General features: G+C 38.1%; 18 protein-coding genes. 15 read left to right on the forward strand and 3 right to left on the reverse strand.

The features are described from left to right. Positions 1-7: 7 nt before the first annotated feature. The 9 genes from secY to rplQ all read left to right on the forward strand — a co-directional run bounded on the left by secY (position 8) and on the right by rplQ (position 5,955). Entirely contained in the window at positions 8-1,345 is a 1,338-nt protein-coding gene (gene secY / locus GSQ74_RS16500; RefSeq protein WP_158995330.1) for a preprotein translocase subunit SecY, read from the forward strand. A gap of 11 nt (positions 1,346-1,356) precedes the next feature. Next, positions 1,357-2,148, forward strand: a complete 792-nt coding sequence (map, locus tag GSQ74_RS16505; RefSeq protein WP_158995332.1) for a type I methionyl aminopeptidase — start codon at positions 1,357-1,359, stop codon at positions 2,146-2,148. Positions 2,149-2,211: 63 nt separating this feature from the next. Further along, positions 2,212-2,430 (forward strand): translation initiation factor IF-1, encoded by a 219-nt coding sequence (gene infA, locus GSQ74_RS16510; protein ID WP_022833270.1) that lies wholly within the window; start codon positions 2,212-2,214, stop codon positions 2,428-2,430. Between the two features lie 8 nt (positions 2,431-2,438). Next, a complete protein-coding gene (gene rpmJ / locus GSQ74_RS16515) occupies positions 2,439-2,555 on the forward strand; it encodes a 50S ribosomal protein L36 (RefSeq protein ID WP_073405774.1) in 117 nt (38 codons plus the stop codon). Between the two features lie 72 nt (positions 2,556-2,627). Then, positions 2,628-3,005, forward strand: coding sequence for a 30S ribosomal protein S13 (rpsM, locus tag GSQ74_RS16520; RefSeq protein WP_158995334.1), 378 nt, complete (start codon positions 2,628-2,630; stop codon positions 3,003-3,005). Between the two features lie 130 nt (positions 3,006-3,135). After that, complete coding sequence (gene rpsK / locus GSQ74_RS16525) at positions 3,136-3,525, forward strand: 30S ribosomal protein S11 (RefSeq protein WP_158995336.1); 390 nt, start codon at positions 3,136-3,138, stop codon at positions 3,523-3,525. 68 nt (positions 3,526-3,593) lie between these two features. Then, entirely contained in the window at positions 3,594-4,202 is a 609-nt protein-coding gene (gene rpsD, locus GSQ74_RS16530) for a 30S ribosomal protein S4 (protein WP_158995338.1), read from the forward strand. A gap of 94 nt (positions 4,203-4,296) precedes the next feature. Continuing rightward, positions 4,297-5,289, forward strand: a complete 993-nt coding sequence (locus tag GSQ74_RS16535; RefSeq protein WP_158995340.1) for a DNA-directed RNA polymerase subunit alpha — start codon at positions 4,297-4,299, stop codon at positions 5,287-5,289. 87 nt (positions 5,290-5,376) lie between these two features. Then, on the forward strand, positions 5,377-5,955 hold the full coding sequence (gene rplQ, locus GSQ74_RS16540) for a 50S ribosomal protein L17 (RefSeq protein ID WP_158995341.1): 579 nt from the start codon (positions 5,377-5,379) through the stop codon (positions 5,953-5,955). Positions 5,956-6,188: 233 nt separating this feature from the next. Here the strand turns inward: rplQ and GSQ74_RS16545 are convergent, their stop codons facing one another. Together GSQ74_RS16545 and GSQ74_RS16550 are read right to left on the reverse strand one after the other, a co-directional pair. Beyond that, complete coding sequence (locus GSQ74_RS16545) at positions 6,189-6,929, reverse strand: head GIN domain-containing protein (RefSeq protein ID WP_158995342.1); 741 nt, start codon at positions 6,927-6,929, stop codon at positions 6,189-6,191. A 73-nt stretch (positions 6,930-7,002) separates the two neighbouring features. Then, positions 7,003-8,673, reverse strand: a complete 1,671-nt coding sequence (locus tag GSQ74_RS16550; protein ID WP_158995343.1) for a M1 family metallopeptidase — start codon at positions 8,671-8,673, stop codon at positions 7,003-7,005. 121 nt (positions 8,674-8,794) lie between these two features. Here GSQ74_RS16550 and GSQ74_RS16555 point away from each other — a divergent pair, with 121 nt between their 5' ends. The 3 genes from GSQ74_RS16555 (at position 8,795) to GSQ74_RS16565 (ending at position 11,626) form a co-directional block, all read left to right on the forward strand. Beyond that, positions 8,795-9,616, forward strand: coding sequence for a hypothetical protein (locus GSQ74_RS16555; RefSeq protein ID WP_158995344.1), 822 nt, complete (start codon positions 8,795-8,797; stop codon positions 9,614-9,616). Positions 9,617-9,711: 95 nt separating this feature from the next. Next, on the forward strand, positions 9,712-11,115 hold the full coding sequence (gene lpdA, locus GSQ74_RS16560; RefSeq protein ID WP_158995345.1) for a dihydrolipoyl dehydrogenase: 1,404 nt from the start codon (positions 9,712-9,714) through the stop codon (positions 11,113-11,115). A gap of 79 nt (positions 11,116-11,194) precedes the next feature. Continuing rightward, positions 11,195-11,626 carry a sterol desaturase family protein gene (locus GSQ74_RS16565; RefSeq protein WP_158995346.1) on the forward strand — a complete coding sequence of 144 codons (432 nt, stop codon included), beginning with the start codon at positions 11,195-11,197 and terminating at the stop codon, positions 11,624-11,626. A 99-nt stretch (positions 11,627-11,725) separates the two neighbouring features. Here the strand turns inward: GSQ74_RS16565 and GSQ74_RS16570 are convergent, their stop codons facing one another. Continuing rightward, positions 11,726-13,021: a sugar MFS transporter gene (locus tag GSQ74_RS16570; protein ID WP_158995347.1), complete on the reverse strand. Its 1,296-nt coding sequence runs from the start codon at positions 13,019-13,021 to the stop codon at positions 11,726-11,728. Between the two features lie 169 nt (positions 13,022-13,190). Here GSQ74_RS16570 and murB point away from each other — a divergent pair, with 169 nt between their 5' ends. The 3 genes from murB to GSQ74_RS16585 all read left to right on the forward strand — a co-directional run bounded on the left by murB (position 13,191) and on the right by GSQ74_RS16585 (position 15,623). Next, complete coding sequence (gene murB, locus GSQ74_RS16575; protein ID WP_158995348.1) at positions 13,191-14,210, forward strand: UDP-N-acetylmuramate dehydrogenase; 1,020 nt, start codon at positions 13,191-13,193, stop codon at positions 14,208-14,210. Between the two features lie 254 nt (positions 14,211-14,464). Continuing rightward, positions 14,465-15,004 (forward strand): RNA polymerase sigma factor, encoded by a 540-nt coding sequence (locus GSQ74_RS16580; RefSeq protein ID WP_158995349.1) that lies wholly within the window; start codon positions 14,465-14,467, stop codon positions 15,002-15,004. A gap of 121 nt (positions 15,005-15,125) precedes the next feature. Further along, on the forward strand, positions 15,126-15,623 hold the full coding sequence (locus tag GSQ74_RS16585; RefSeq protein WP_158995350.1) for a hypothetical protein: 498 nt from the start codon (positions 15,126-15,128) through the stop codon (positions 15,621-15,623). Positions 15,624-15,629: the final 6 nt, after the last annotated feature.

Raw genomic sequence — 15,629 nt, forward strand, 5'->3', positions numbered from 1 at the left:
TTTTTCAATGAAGAATTTTTTCACCACATTATCCAATATTTGGAAAATCGAGGATTTAAGAGTGCGTATAACCAACACACTCTTATTTCTTTTAATATACCGTATAGGTTGCGTTATTGTTTTACCTGGTGTAGATCCTGCATCATTAAACACTAGCGCTAAAGAAGGTTTATTAGGATTATTAAACATGTTTGCCGGTGGCGCGTTTTCGCGTGCATCGATTTTTGCATTAGGAGTAATGCCTTATATCTCGGCTTCAATTGTGGTGCAATTGCTTGGTATAGCAGTGCCATACTTTGCTAAACTGCAAAAAGAAGGCGAAAGCGGTCAAAACAAAATTAACCAGTGGACCCGTTACCTAACAATAGGTATTACGGCTTTACAAGCAATAGGCTATTTGAAATCTCAGATCGGCCCTGATGCAAGGTTAATTGGAGATCCATTCTTTACTATATTAAACGTATTTGTATTAACATCAGGTACCTTATTTGTAATGTGGTTAGGCGAGCGTATAACTGATAAAGGTATTGGTAACGGTATATCATTGATCATCATGATTGGTATCATCGCTTCATTACCTGGCGCGGTTGTAACTGAATTTAATGCACGCAGAAGCGGCCAGGGTGGTTTAATTACCTTTGTGGTTGAGATTGTAGCTTATATTGCAGTTGTAATGTTTACCATTTTGATTGTGCAAGGTACCCGAAAGGTTGCTGTGCAATATGCAAAACGTATTATTGGTAATAAACAATACGGTGGTGTACGCCAATACATTCCTTTAAAAGTGAATGCGGCAAACGTAATGCCGATCATTTTTGCTCAAGCATTAATGTTTATCCCGGCATATATCCCTACAATGTTTCCAAGTGTTGCTGCAAACTCTGTGGTAATGGGCTTGGCTAACTATAATTCATGGGAGCATAACCTATTATTTGCGATATTAATTATACTATTTACTTTCTTTTATACGGCTATTACGGTTAACCCGAATCAAATGGCTGAGGATATGAAAAAGAATGGCGGCTTTATTCCGGGTGTTCAACCAGGTAGAGCAACAGCTAATTTTCTTGATGATATTATTTCTAAAATTACCTTACCAGGTGCATTAGCATTAGCAATAATTGCTATTATACCTGCTGTTGTTAGCATGATGGGTGTAAGCAGCCTCTTCTCAAGATTCTTTGGAGGAACATCGCTTATCATCTTAGTAGGTGTAATTTTAGATACCTTACAACAAATTGAAAGTCATTTATTAATGCGCCATTACGACGGATTAATGAAAACCGGTAGGATAAAAGCCCGTAGTTCAGCACCTGCTGTTACAGGAACTACCCCGGTTATTTAAAAAGATAAGCAATGTCAAAGATCAATTATAAGTCTGTCGAAGAGATAGAACTAATAAGAGAAAGTTCTTTACTTGTATCTAAAACACTCGGAGAGATAGCTAAGGTTATTGCTCCGGGTGTTAAAACTATTGAATTAAACAAACTTGCTGAAGCCTTTATACGTGATAACGGTGGCGTTCCTGCCTTCTTGAATTATCATGGTTTCCCTTACTCGTTATGTATTTCTCTTAACGATCAGGTAGTACACGGTTTTCCTGGTAACCATGTATTGGTTGAAGGTGATCTGGTATCAGTTGATTGTGGCGTTGTATTAAATAAATACTACGGCGATTCGGCTTTTACTTTTGCCATAGGCGAGGTTAGCGACACCGTTAAGACACTTATGCGTGTTACCCGTGAATGTCTTGACTTTGGTGTTGAAAAGGCTGTAGTAGGGATGCGTATAGGCGATATAGGTTATGCAGTACAGGAGCATGCTGAAAAGCATGGTTTTGGCGTAGTTAAAGAATTGGTTGGCCATGGCGTAGGATTACATCTGCATGAAAAGCCAGAAGTACCTAATTATGGTAAACGCGGATCGGGCATTAAATTGGAAGAAGGAATGGTAATTGCCATTGAACCAATGATAAATGCAGGCCGTGCCGGTGTTAAGTTTTGGGATGATGGATGGACAGTATCAACAGTTGATAAAAAACCATCAGCACATTACGAGCATACCGTAGCTGTAACCAAAGGAAAAGTAGATATTCTGTCAACGTTTTCATACGTTGATAATGTTTTAAAAGAAAAAAATAATAATTAAAAAATTTTTATTAATTTTGCATCCCGCTTTTAGGGTGGATAATTGAGTAATAATCAGTAAAATATGGCTAAACAATCTTCGATTGAACAAGACGGAACTATCAGGGAGGCATTATCTAATGCTATGTTCAGGGTTGAATTGGAGAATGGTCATGAAATTATTGCGCATATTTCCGGCAAAATGCGAATGCACTATATTAAAATTTTACCTGGTGACAGAGTGAAATTGGAAATGAGTCCATACGATTTAACAAAGGGTAGAATAACCTATAGATATAAATAAACAAAGAGATGAAAGTTAGAGCATCCATTAAAAAGCGTAGTGTTGATTGTAAAATCATCCGCCGCAACGGTAAACTTTATGTTATTAACAAAAAGAACCCGAAGTACAAACAACGTCAGGGATAATTAAAAAATTGTAATAATCCGTACAACGGTGGCCCGCCGTTCGGTTATTACGTAAAAGCACAAATAAGAAATATGGCAAGGATATCAGGTATTGATTTACCAAACAATAAAAGAGGAGAGATAGGCTTAACCTATATCTACGGAATCGGCCGTTCAACCGCTCAGCAAATTTTAACCCAGGCAGGTATTGATTTCAATACTAAAGTTCAGGATTGGAATGATGATCAGTTAGCTGCTATTCGTGGTATTATTAATGACCAGATCAAAGTTGAAGGTTCACTACGTTCTGAAGTTCAGCTTAACATCAAACGTTTAATGGATATAGGTTGTTACCGCGGTACACGTCATCGTAAAGGTTTACCATTACGTGGCCAACGCACTAAAAACAACTCACGTACCCGTAAAGGAAAACGTAAGACAGTTGCTAACAAAAAGAAAGCTACTAAATAGTAAGTGATTAATGATTAAGAGTGATAGTATATATCGCTCTATAGTCATTAGGAATAAATTTAAAATAATATGGTTACGGGTCCGGGTTGTTATAGCAACTCAATAATTCGTAAACTCAATAATTAAGAAAATGGCTAAAACTAAAAAAGTTACCAAAAAGCGTATTGTTATTGTTGAATCAGTAGGCGAAGCACACATCAACGCAACATTCAATAATATCATCATCACCCTTACCAACAAAACAGGCCAGGCTATATCATGGTCATCTGCTGGTAAAATGGGTTTCAAAGGTTCAAAAAAGAATACCCCATACGCTGCCGGTCAGGCTGCTTCTGATTGCGGTAAAGTAGCTTATGATTTAGGCTTACGTAAAGTAGAAGTATTTGTAAAAGGCCCGGGTGCTGGTCGCGAATCAGCTATCCGTACTTTGCAAACTGCAGGTATCGAGGTAACTACTATAAAGGACATTACACCGCTTCCACACAATGGTTGCCGTCCGTCAAAAAGAAGAAGAGTTTAATTAATACATATTTTTAAAGCTAAGATTCGGCAGCTACAGGTTGCACGATACTTTAAAACAACAAACAAATGGCTAGATATACAGGTCCAAAATCCAAAATTGCACGTCGTTTCCGTGAGCCGATCTTCGGTCCGGATAAAGCGTTAGAAAGAAAAAACTATCCGCCAGGAATGCATGGCGCCTCAAAAAGAAGAGGAAAACAATCTGAGTATTCAACTCAGTTGATGGAGAAACAAAAAGTTAAATACACTTATGGTGTATTAGAAAAACAATTCGAAAACTTGTTTCACCGTGCATCTGCTAAAGAAGGTATCACCGGCGAAAACTTATTAAAGTTCTTAGAGGCACGCCTTGATAATGCGGTTTACCGTTTAGGTATTGCTCCAACACGTTCAGGCGCACGCCAACTAGTTGGTCACAAACACATCAATGTTAATGGTTCAGTAGTAAATATTGCTTCTTACCAGTTAAAAGCAGGTGATGTTATATCAGTACGCGAAAAATCAAAATCTTTAGAAGCTATCTCTCATTCAGTAGCTGGCAGAAAGATTAATAAATATAGCTGGTTAGAATGGGATGCCAATGAATTAACTGGCAAGTTCCTAAACTATCCAAATCGTGATGAGATTCCTGAAAACATCAAGGAAAACCTGATCGTCGAGTTATACTCAAAATAATAAGATATTTATACGCAAAGTGGTTGGCATATTATGCCAATCATTTTTGTGGTTTAATCAATTCAAATTAGTAAACAATAAATAAAGGATATAAATGGCAATTTTAGCATTTCAAAAACCTGACAAGGTTATCATGCAGAAATCAACTGATTTTGATGGCACGTTTGAGTTTCGTCCGTTAGAACCAGGTTTCGGTATAACCATTGGTAATGCTCTGCGTCGTATCTTACTTTCATCACTGGAAGGTTTTGCGATCACATCTGTACGTTTTTCAGGCGTGATGCATGAGTTTTCTACAATCAAAGGTGTTGTTGAAGATGTAACCGAAATCATATTAAACCTGAAACAAGTAAGGTTTAAGAAAACAGGTGAATCTGGCGACAGCGAAAAAATATTTGTGATCATTAATGGTCAGGATGCTTTTAAAGCCGGAGACATCACTAAGTTCTCTAACAACTTTACAATTTTAAACCCTGATTTGGTTATTTGTAACATGGACTCTTCAGTAACGCTTGAAATTGAGCTTACTATTAACAAGGGTCGTGGTTACATTCCAAGTGACGAGAATAAAAATCCTGATGCGAATGTAGGTGTTATCGCTATCGATTCTATCTTCACTCCGATCAAGAACGTAAAATTCACTATTGAAAACTATCGTGTAGAACAAAAAACGGACTACGAAAAATTAGTTCTGGATATTACTACTGATGGTTCAATACATCCTGAAGATGCACTTAAAGAAGCTGCTAAGATCCTTATCCAGCACTTTATGTTGTTCAGCGATGAGAACATGATGCTTGAGGCTCAGGCTAAAGAAGAAACTAAAGAAGTTGACGAAGAGATCTTACACATGCGTAAAATCCTTAAAACTGAATTAGTTGATCTTGACCTTTCAGTTCGTGCATTAAATTGCTTGAAAGCTGCTGACATCCGTAGCCTTGCTGATTTGGTTTCTTATGATGTTGCTGATATGTTAAAATTCAGAAACTTCGGTAAAAAATCACTGACTGAGATTCAGGATTTGGTTAAATCAAAAGGTTTATCTTTCGGCATGAACCTGTCTAAATTTAAATTAGACGAAGAATAATTAATAATAAAACAGCGAAGGCATAATTCCGCGGGCTTGACCTAATTTCGTCGCCCAACGGTATGCACGTGCTAAAATTAAATAACAATGAGACACGGAAAAAAATTAAATCACTTAGGCCGTACTAATAGTCACCGTAAGGCGATGATGAGTAATATGGCAACTTCGCTTATTTTACACAAGCGTATTACTACAACATTAGCTAAAGCGAAAGCTTTACGCGGTTATGTTGAGCCAATTTTAACTAAATCAAAAAACGATACTACACACTCACGTCGTACCGTATTTAGCTACTTGCAGGATAAAGATGCTGTAAGCATCCTGTTCCGCGATATAGCTGAAAAAATTGCTAGCCGCCCAGGTGGTTACACACGTATCATCAAATTGGAAAACCGTTTAGGTGATAACGCTGAAATGGCAATTATTGAATTAGTTGATTACAACACTGTTTACGGTGCTGATAATGCTCAAACTGCTAAAAAGACAACACGTCGTCGTGGTGGTTCTGCTAAAGCTAAAACTGCTCCTGTTGCTCAGGACTCTGCTGCTCCGGCTGCAGAAGTTACCGAAGCTCCAGTTGTAGATGAGGCACCAGTTGCTGAAACTCCGGCTGTTGAAGAAGCACCAGCTGCTGACAACGAAGAAAATGTTGAAAAAGGAGAATAATTAAATCTCTTTTTAGGATACAGAAAACGCCCTGCTCATTTGAGCAGGGCGTTTTTGTTTTAATCATATTTTCTACGATTTGTCATTTCGACCGGAGGGAGAAATCTTCTAAACCATGCAATTCGAATATCCAAGTCGCAAAAGATTTCTCCCTTAGGAAATGACAAGGCATGTGTAACAAAAAAGGCTTCGATCTTATTGAACGAAGCCTTTTCTAAAGTTATAAACTATTCTTAATTCCCGCTAATATCGCCGCTACCTGATTTTGATTTAATAACATGCTGCGCACCGCCTGTATAACTCACGTCACCTGAACCTGAAACGGCAGCTGTAATACTGCTGCTAGCATTAATACTAGCGTTTCCTGAACCGGAAACCTGCACGCTGGTACTGGTGGTAGGCAATCCACGACCACTATAATCGCCCGAACCCGATACGCTTACATTTGAATCATCAGCATGGCCGCTGATTTTTATATTGCCTGATCCGGATACGCTGCAATCCAAAGTTTTCACTTCAATTTTACCTGCCGCATCGCCTGAACCACTAACCCTGATCTTTAACCTTTCAGCCCTCAGTCCATCTTTAAAATAAACATCGCCCGATCCGGTGATGCCAATAGCATTTATATCACGTACGGTAACATGCACTATTACTTTTTTATGATTGTTGTTCCAACTGCCGCCCCATCCATTGTTGCGCTTGTCTTTTATCCTTAATGTGCCACCGTTAACTTCGGTAACTACATGATCCATTACATCTGCCGGGGCATCAACTGTAACTGATTCAGTAGAACCTTGTGTTATATAAACATCAAACGATCCCTCAACATCTACTGCGCTAAAGCCTGAAAGATGACGGTCCTGGGTATCATAATAAGCCTTGGTTTTTATAGTTTTAACAGGCTTAGCATAAGTATAGCCAGCGCTTGTTATAAGTGCTGCAGCTAATAAAATTTTGGTTAGTGACTTCATGATCTATATCTGTGTTGTTTTTTATATGACACAGATATAGACACATGTGTTGCACTGGGTTGAAGTTTTATTATTAATTTTTTAAGATACCTATATAATAGTTGAAGATATCAACCTCAACATTGTCTTCAGTAACACCGTCAATATCAACTTGGGTTGGGCTTTGGCTAACGTTGATAAATTTATAATCGCCGCCTTTTACGCGTATCTTAACCGGCATGGTTAGGCCGGGAGCGCAACTTGTCCAATGGCAATATAAAGTGCCATTATAAGTAGTAAATACCAATATAGGCAGGGTGCTATGATGTAAGTACTGATCAAAAAACGAACTGAAATCTATTCCAGATTCTTTGTTGATATAACCTGTTATATCTTCATAAGTAACAGTTTTATGGTAGAATGTCTTATTCAATCCTCTAAGGATGCTACGCCATTTTTCATCATCATTAATGATAGTACGGATCATATTCAGGAAAACAGATCCTTTATTGTACATATCCTCAGATCCCTCTTTATTTACACCATATGGGCCTACAATTGGCCTGTCATTAGCAATAGTATTACGCAAACCATGTACATATTCCTGGCCCGCCTGTTTGCCATAATAACTTTCTACAAATAACGACTCCGAATAATCAGTAAATGATTCATGGATCCACATATCACCCAAATCTTTTGAGGTGATGCTATTACCAAACCATTCGTGGCCACTTTCGTGAATGATAATGTAATCCCATTTTAAACCCCAACCTGTGCCGGAGAGATCGCGGCCCTTGCCATGTGAATAGTAACCATTAACAAAATGGTTGCCATAAGCAGTGCCACTTTGATGCTCCATACCTAAATGTGGTGTTTCAATTAGCTTGTACCCGTCCTCATAAAAAGGATATGGGCCAAACCAATGTTCAAATGCTTTAATCATTGGCACTACATTTAAACCAAACTGCTTTTTAGCTTGCTCAAGGTGGTATGGTAATACCCAGTAATCAAGTGTAAGCTTACCTTTTTCGCCATTGTAGGTATCATTAAAATGGGTGTAGTCGCCAATATTTGCTTCTATATCATAGTTATTGATCGGATTATCAACAAACCAATCAAAACGAGTATAGCCATCTTTTAATTTGGTTACCTTACGTAAGCGGCCGTTTGAAACATCTTTCAATCCGTTAGGTACGCTGATACTGATCAAGGCACTATCAACTTCATCTGCTTGCTGGTCTTTATTAGGCCACCAAACACTTGCACCTAATCCCTGGCATGCTGTAGCTACCCATGGTCTTTTCAATGAATCTACAGTATAAACTACACCGCCATCCCAAGGAGCATTTTTAGCAATTACCGGATTGCCCGAATAGTATACAGTAAACTCGTCTAAACTGCCTTTGGTTATTGTATTTGGGAAAGTCACAAATACAGCATTAAATTCACGGGTATAAGGAAGTTCCTGGCCTTTGTAAACTACCTTCTCTACTTTGAGGTTAGCGAATAAATCGAATTGCAGTTTGGTGAAATCCTGCGTAGCGGTAAATTTAAAAAGTGTGCTGCCGCTGATGAATTTGTTATCAATATCAAACTTAACATCTAAGTGGTAGTAGCTAATATCGTAACAAGCCCGTAATGGCGAGTTATAGTCGCCTCGTAAGGTATCGGCTTTAGTGAAAGTTTCTTTGGGAGTGCCTAATTGGGCTTTAGCTGTTAAGGATGCAAATCCTAAAACAACCAACAATAAACGGTTTAATTTCATTTGTTTTTTATTACAGTAATGAGGTATGTGTAGTTAAAGTTATAAAAATAGCGAAAGCTTCATAATATCTTTAAATTTTAATATGTTAGTTGCTAAATAATTAAACCGTACTTATCACAAAATGAAAAAAACGATACAAGTATCAGCAATTGCTCTTATCTCTATATTATTTGCGCGTTGTAGTTTTATTTCAAATACTTTTAATTATAAGGATAAAACCGAGGAGTTTGTTAATGCAATAGTGCAGAAGAAATATAATAAATGTATTTCTATGATGGATCAGCAATCAAACTTACCCACAAATCCGGATACAGTAAAAGCTGCGCTTGATAAATTAAGCGCTATACTTTCACAAAATTTTGCAGGTAAACTTAATTACTCACTCATTAGTTCGAAAAAAACTTTCTCAACGGATAAATCAGAGAGTACCCCGCCGGGGCAAACATTAGTTTTTGTACAAATTGATAATTCAAATTATGTAGGCGAAGTGAAATTAATGTTTGATGATAAAACATTAAAAATAACCAGCTTTTATATAATGGACGTTTATGAACAAATGGGTACCATGTTATATTATTGGCTGTTTGGCATTTTAGTATTGGGTGTTTTGGCTTTTAATATTTATATGATAGTGCAGTTAAAAAGGAGCAAAGCGCCTAAAAAGTGGATCGGTTATTTATTAATAATATTGTTGAACGTGCCGACATTAAGTTATTTCCCCATCAGTGGGTTTCATTTTAATTTATTAAGTTTCCAATTTTTGTTAGGGGTTAGTTTTTTATCTGCTGGCTATATAAATTCTTATTTGGCATTTGGGTTTCCATTGGGAGGGTTAATAGTTTTATATAAATTAAAAACTACAAGGTATGAGGATGAATTTGAAGACCAAACTATGTTATCTGAAAGACCAGAGGGTGCCGGTGACGATATAGATAATATATAAGTATTTTGATAGCGGATTAATTGACCCTGTTATAACATTAATTCACTTTGTTAGCAACTGATAATGCTTAACTTTGCGTCCCAAAATACACTACTATGCAATATGATGTTATCGTAATCGGTTCGGGCCCAGGTGGCTACGTAGCTGCTATTCGTTGTGCCCAATTAGGTTTGAAAACAGCCTGTATCGAAAAATATTCAACTTTTGGAGGCACCTGCCTAAATGTAGGCTGTATCCCTTCAAAAGCACTGCTCGATTCGAGCGAACATTATTATAATGCATCGCACTCTTTCAAAACACACGGTATCAACCTGGATAATTTATCTGTTGATATGGCGCAGATGATGAAACGTAAAACCGAGGTGGTTGCAAAAAATACTGGGGGTATTACTTTTCTTTTCAAAAAGAATAAAATAGACTCATACCAGGGCGTTGGCTCTTTTAAAGACAAAAATACTATCATCATTAAAAAAGAAGATGGTACAGAACAAGAAATTACTGGTACTAATGTTATTATAGCTACAGGTTCAAAACCATCAAGCCTTCCGTTTTTAAAGGTTGATAAAAAACGCATCATCACTTCAACCGAAGCATTAACCCTTACTGAAGTACCTAAACACCTGATATTAATTGGTGGCGGTGTTATTGGTTTGGAGCTGGGTTCGGTTTACTCACGTTTAGGCGCTAAAGTTTCCGTTATCGAATTTATGGATGGCATTATCCCAACTATGGATAAAGGCTTAGGTAAAGAATTACAACGTGTGTTATCAAAACAAGGTTTAGAATTTTACACAGGCCACAAAGTAACCGGTGCCACTACAAAGGGCAAGGAAGTTACCGTAACATTTGATGCGCCAAACGGTGATAAGAAAGAGTTAAAAGGCGATTACTGCCTGGTTGCAGTTGGCCGTATAGCTTATACTGATAATTTAGGTTTAGATAAGATTGGAATCACCGTTGAAGAACGCGGCAGAAAAATTACTGTTGATGAGCATTTAGAAACCAGCGTTAAAGGTGTTTATGCCATTGGCGATGTGATCCGCGGTGCAATGCTTGCTCACAAAGCGGAAGATGAAGGAACATTAGTTGCTGAGATAATCGCCGGACAAAAACCACACATTAACTACAACCTGATACCTGGTGTAGTTTATACCTGGCCTGAAGTTGCGGCTGTTGGTCAAACAGAAGAGCAGTTAAAAGAGCAAGGTGTGAAATACAAAGCAGGTTCATTCCCTTTCCGTGCAGCAGGCAGGGCAGTAGCCAGCGGTGATCTGGATGGTTTTGTTAAAGTTTTGGCTGATGCTACCACCGACGAGATTCTAGGCGTACACATCATCGGTCCACGTGCTGCTGATATGATTGCTGAGGCGGTTATAGCTATGGAGTTCCGTGCATCTGCCGAAGACGTATCTCGTGCCAGCCATGCCCACCCAACTTATACCGAAGCCATGCGTGAGGCTTGTTTAGCGGCAACTGATAACAGACCAATACACATTTAGGATTTCGGAATTTCGATTTCGGATTTGAATAACCGTACTAAAGCAGAAACAATTCATGTTGTTTCTGCTTTTTTAATTTATGCAGGTTCTGATAAACATTGGAATTGTAATATTAACCATTGCCTTAATGGAACTATTTTCCTGGGCGATGCATAAGTATTTATTCCATGGGCCGTTGTGGTTTATCCACAAAACGCATCACCAACAAAAGCACGGCTGGTTTGAGTGGAACGACCTATTCAGTATTCTATTTGCATCGATTGCCCTCTGGTTAATGTGGCGCGGACATATAAACTTGGATTATCGCTTTTGGATAGGAACGGGCATCAGTAGTTATGGTATCATCTATTTTATCTTCCACGATTGGTTTATTCACAACCGTTTCAAATCATTTAAAACCAATAATAAGTATTTGTTAAACATCCGCCGGGCGCATAAGATTCATCATAAATCGGTGGAGAAAGATAATGCGGAGGAGTTTGGTTTGTTGTTGACGGAGAAGAAATATTAAACATTTTTGTCATTCTGAGCGCGGCGAAGAATCTATCCGTTATATATAGCGCAAAGCCTATCGATAGATTCTTCGCTGCGCTCAGAATGACAAGGTGAATTACACCGCTATAACATGTTTCCCTTTTTTATATCCAACAGTAGCAAAATAAAGGATGAACAAATAAATCGGTATCAATATCCAATAAGAGATTTGCGCCGCCATTTCGGGGCCTTGAGATGCTTTGCTCGCGTCAACCAATAAGCCATACAATGGCGGGAAAACTGCCGCACCTGCAATACCCATTACCAGTAATGAGGAACCTATTTTGGTAAATCTGCCTAGGCCTGATAATGCTAATGGCCAGATCGCAGGCCACATTAAGGAGTTAGCCAAACCTAAAAGCGCTATACAAGCTATCGAAACGTATTTGGGAGCGAATATGGCAAGTACCGTTAATATTACACCCAGTACAGCCGAATAAACCAATGCTTTTTGTTGTGTGATGTATTTTGGAATAAAAATTATTCCCGCGATATAACCAATAACCATAAAGGCTAATGTGCACGATGCCAGGTAACGTGCTTCGGAAAGCGGGAGATGATGCGCGACGCCATAGCTGATAATGGAATCGCCGGCTATTACTTCGGCACCAACGTAGAAAAACAACGCTATGACACCTATTATTAGGTGCGGAAAATTAAATATGCTGGTTTTGCTTGAGTTTGCTGCCGCTAAAGTTTCATCTTCATGATCTGTGTCAATCTCAGGTAAACCTGAAAAATAGATCAGGATGCCTAAGACAACCAGCACAACAACGATCAATACATAGGGAACAATTACCCTTGAGGCCAGCTCATTTAATTGGGCTACTTTTTCTGCGCCATTCAGCGTAGCCAATTTGGCGTTAAAGGAATCGATGTTGCTCAATACAACTGAGCCTAAAGCGATAGGGGCAAGTACACCCGCAAACTTGTTGAATATGCCCATAATGCTAATACGCTTTGCGGCGCTTTCAGGCGGGCCTAAAATAGTGATGTATGGATTTGATGCAGATTGTAATACAGCCAAGCCGGAACCCTGAATAAATAACCCCAACAAAAAGATGGGATAAATGCGTGTTAACGCAGCTGGTACAAAAATAAGTGCGCCTGCGGCAATAATTATCAAGCCTACAGCCATGCCATTTTTAAAGCCAAACACTTTTAATAGCCATGCTGATGGTTTAGCCATTAATAAATAAGCTATATAAAATGCTGAAGCAACCAGGTACGATTCGAAATTATTTAACTGGCAGGCTATTTTTAAATAAGGTATTAGCGTACCATTCAACCAGGTTACAAACCCGAATACAAAGAATAATGCACCGATGATAATAATAGGGTTGATAGCCGATTTTTTTGTAGTATCTGACATGTTTACTTCTTTATTTTTTTTAATAAGTAGTTTTGAGTTTCTAAAATAATTAAAAAAGTTTAAACATTGTCATGTTTTTGCCTTCTTATTATAATTTTATCTGCAATTGCTGGGTTAAATTAAACATTCCGATAAATTTTACGAAGTTTGTAGTCAATATTTATATAAAATGCTGCAAATTCAACAAAATATCTCGCTTAAAAACTTTAACACCTTTGGTATTGATGTTTCTGCTAAATACTTTGTCGAGATAAATCGCGCCGAGCAATTGATAGAGCTTTTCTCTGATCCAAAACGAATGGAGATGAAACGGTTGGTTTTAGGCGGCGGCAGCAATATGCTATTCAGGAAGGACTTTGATGGGCTGGTGATCCACATGAATATTCATGGGATCGACTATCGAATCAACAATCAACAAGTATTAATTGTAGCCGGTGCCGGCGAGGTTTGGAGTGACCTGGTGAACTACTGTGTAAGCAACGGGTTTGCCGGGATGGAAAACCTAAGCCTGATACCGGGATCGGTAGGGGCGTCCCCCGTACAAAACATCGGGGCTTATGGTGTGGAGTTAAAAGATATATTCGCCAGCTGCAACGCTTTTGAAATTGCTACCGGAACCTTTAAAACATTCAGCAAAGCCGATTGCCAGTTTGATTACCGCGATAGCATATTTAAAAATGATATGAAGGGGCACTATATAATTGTCTCCGTAAAATTCGAATTATCATTAGTGGCTGATGTTAAATTGCATTATGGTGCTATTCAAGAGGAATTAATTAATCGCGGAATTACCGCACCTACTATTAAAGATGTATCAGAGGTAGTATCACATATACGGGTGTCCAAACTACCCGATCCATCAACCATAGGTAATGCGGGTAGCTTTTTCAAGAACCCGGTTATACCTGTGGATGAATTTAATATAGTACAGGAACACTTTCCGCAGGTTGTTAACTATCCCGCAGGTGATGGCTTTGTAAAATTAGCCGCAGGCTGGTTAATTGAACAGTGCGGCTGGAAGGGAAAAGTAGTAGGCCATACAGGTACCTGGCATAATCAGGCATTGGTATTAGTGAACCACGGAGGTGCCACGGGCCAAGAAGTGTATAGGTTATCGTCGCAAATCATAGACAGTGTGTACACTAAATTTGGCGTTACACTGGAGCGCGAAGTAAATGTCGTTGGCTAAAATATTTTTTTAAAACAATTTTAATTTATCGGCATTTCCATGCTTTTTCATTGGCTATAATCTTTGAAAATCAATTGTCATCTGTGTGTAAACGGTTGTTTTACAGTATATTAATTTGATTGTTTTAATAAAACAAAATTTATGCGCTGTGTTGCGGTTTTCTGGTGAAATTCTGGATACTTCTGTTTGTAGGTGTAATGTTTTTGGTACATGGTATCATGTTTGCCTAACTATCAATACAAAACATTAACAGAATGACAAAGATTGAGTTTAACACCCTAGTATTACGTCAGGCAAGTTCATTAAGGTCTTATGCCTTACACTTCACTCACGACGCAGACGATGCAAACGACCTTGTTCAGGATACAATGTTGAAAGCTATAACTTATTATAATAAGTTTAAAGAAGGCACAAATTTAAAAGGTTGGTTATATACCATCATGAAAAATACCTTCATTAATAATTATCGCCGTTTTGTTAAAATGAGCACATTTGTTACCAAGTCTGACGAGATTTCATCTCCCAACTTAGTATTCAGCTCAACAAAAAACCAAGGTGAATCAAAATTCATTATGGACGATATTAAAAGAGCAATGGATCGTTTACCAAGCGACTATTATGTGCCATTCACGATGTACTTTGAAGGCCACAAATATCATGAGATAGCTGATCATTTAACTATCCCTATCGGAACCGTTAAAACCCGTATTCACGTAGCACGTAAATTATTGAAAAAAGGCTTGAAAGCTTATGATAATGGTGTTAAAAAACCGGTATACGCCGAAGAATATTAATATTAAAACTCAATATATATAATGAAAACCTGTTTTACAAAAAAGCAGGTTTTTCTGTTTATACGCTTTTTCGGGATCGATAAGCGCTAAAATTTATACCTTAGTTTATTAATTATACAGCATGATTAAAAAAATAGCCACGTTATTATTGCTTTTTGGGTGCAGCTTTACCTATGCGCAAACGGATACGACCCTTAATCGTTCCACAGTTAAAAGTATTACTGATGAACGCTATGATGCCTTGATAAAAGGAGCTGATTTAGATAATATGGCCGCAGTTGCAGAACTAAACCGTTACCCAATGCCCGATAAAGTGCTTAAGCACAAAAAACAACTTGATTTAAGCCCCACCCAATTAAGTAAAATAACCGCTATAAATACCGAGCTGCATCGTAAGCGGGTAGAGATGGGTGGCAACATCATCACCAATGAAAAAAAGCTGGATGACCTGTTCAAAGCCCGGCAAGTAGATGACGGTATAATTATTTTTTATACCAATCGCTATGGTTTGTACCAGGGAGAGATAAGAAATGCGATATTACAGGCTTGCTATAAAACAGAGGAATTATTGAGCGAAGGCCAGCTGAAACAATTAGAAACACTGGAAAATCATAAATAAACTACA

The sequence above is a fragment of the Mucilaginibacter sp. L196 genome, from assembly GCF_009765905.1.
In the GTDB taxonomy this organism is placed as follows: Bacteria; Bacteroidota; Bacteroidia; order Sphingobacteriales; family Sphingobacteriaceae; genus Mucilaginibacter.

Excerpts from the sequence above, each read along its gene's own strand:
- secY (WP_158995330.1), top strand. The coding sequence starts at position 8 with ATGAAGAATTTTTTCACCACATTATCCAATATTTGGAAAATCGAGGAT.
- map (WP_158995332.1), top strand. The coding sequence starts at position 1,357 with ATGTCAAAGATCAATTATAAGTCTGTCGAAGAGATAGAACTAATAAGA.
- infA (WP_022833270.1), top strand. The coding sequence starts at position 2,212 with ATGGCTAAACAATCTTCGATTGAACAAGACGGAACTATCAGGGAGGCA.
- rpmJ (WP_073405774.1), top strand. The coding sequence starts at position 2,439 with ATGAAAGTTAGAGCATCCATTAAAAAGCGTAGTGTTGATTGTAAAATC.
- rpsM (WP_158995334.1), top strand. The coding sequence starts at position 2,628 with ATGGCAAGGATATCAGGTATTGATTTACCAAACAATAAAAGAGGAGAG.
- rpsK (WP_158995336.1), top strand. The coding sequence starts at position 3,136 with ATGGCTAAAACTAAAAAAGTTACCAAAAAGCGTATTGTTATTGTTGAA.
- rpsD (WP_158995338.1), top strand. The coding sequence starts at position 3,594 with ATGGCTAGATATACAGGTCCAAAATCCAAAATTGCACGTCGTTTCCGT.
- GSQ74_RS16535 (WP_158995340.1), top strand. The coding sequence starts at position 4,297 with ATGGCAATTTTAGCATTTCAAAAACCTGACAAGGTTATCATGCAGAAA.
- rplQ (WP_158995341.1), top strand. The coding sequence starts at position 5,377 with ATGAGACACGGAAAAAAATTAAATCACTTAGGCCGTACTAATAGTCAC.
- GSQ74_RS16545 (WP_158995342.1), bottom strand. The coding sequence starts at position 6,929 with ATGAAGTCACTAACCAAAATTTTATTAGCTGCAGCACTTATAACAAGC.
- GSQ74_RS16550 (WP_158995343.1), bottom strand. The coding sequence starts at position 8,673 with ATGAAATTAAACCGTTTATTGTTGGTTGTTTTAGGATTTGCATCCTTA.
- GSQ74_RS16555 (WP_158995344.1), top strand. The coding sequence starts at position 8,795 with ATGAAAAAAACGATACAAGTATCAGCAATTGCTCTTATCTCTATATTA.
- lpdA (WP_158995345.1), top strand. The coding sequence starts at position 9,712 with ATGCAATATGATGTTATCGTAATCGGTTCGGGCCCAGGTGGCTACGTA.
- GSQ74_RS16565 (WP_158995346.1), top strand. The coding sequence starts at position 11,195 with ATGCAGGTTCTGATAAACATTGGAATTGTAATATTAACCATTGCCTTA.
- GSQ74_RS16570 (WP_158995347.1), bottom strand. The coding sequence starts at position 13,021 with ATGTCAGATACTACAAAAAAATCGGCTATCAACCCTATTATTATCATC.
- murB (WP_158995348.1), top strand. The coding sequence starts at position 13,191 with ATGCTGCAAATTCAACAAAATATCTCGCTTAAAAACTTTAACACCTTT.
- GSQ74_RS16580 (WP_158995349.1), top strand. The coding sequence starts at position 14,465 with ATGACAAAGATTGAGTTTAACACCCTAGTATTACGTCAGGCAAGTTCA.
- GSQ74_RS16585 (WP_158995350.1), top strand. The coding sequence starts at position 15,126 with ATGATTAAAAAAATAGCCACGTTATTATTGCTTTTTGGGTGCAGCTTT.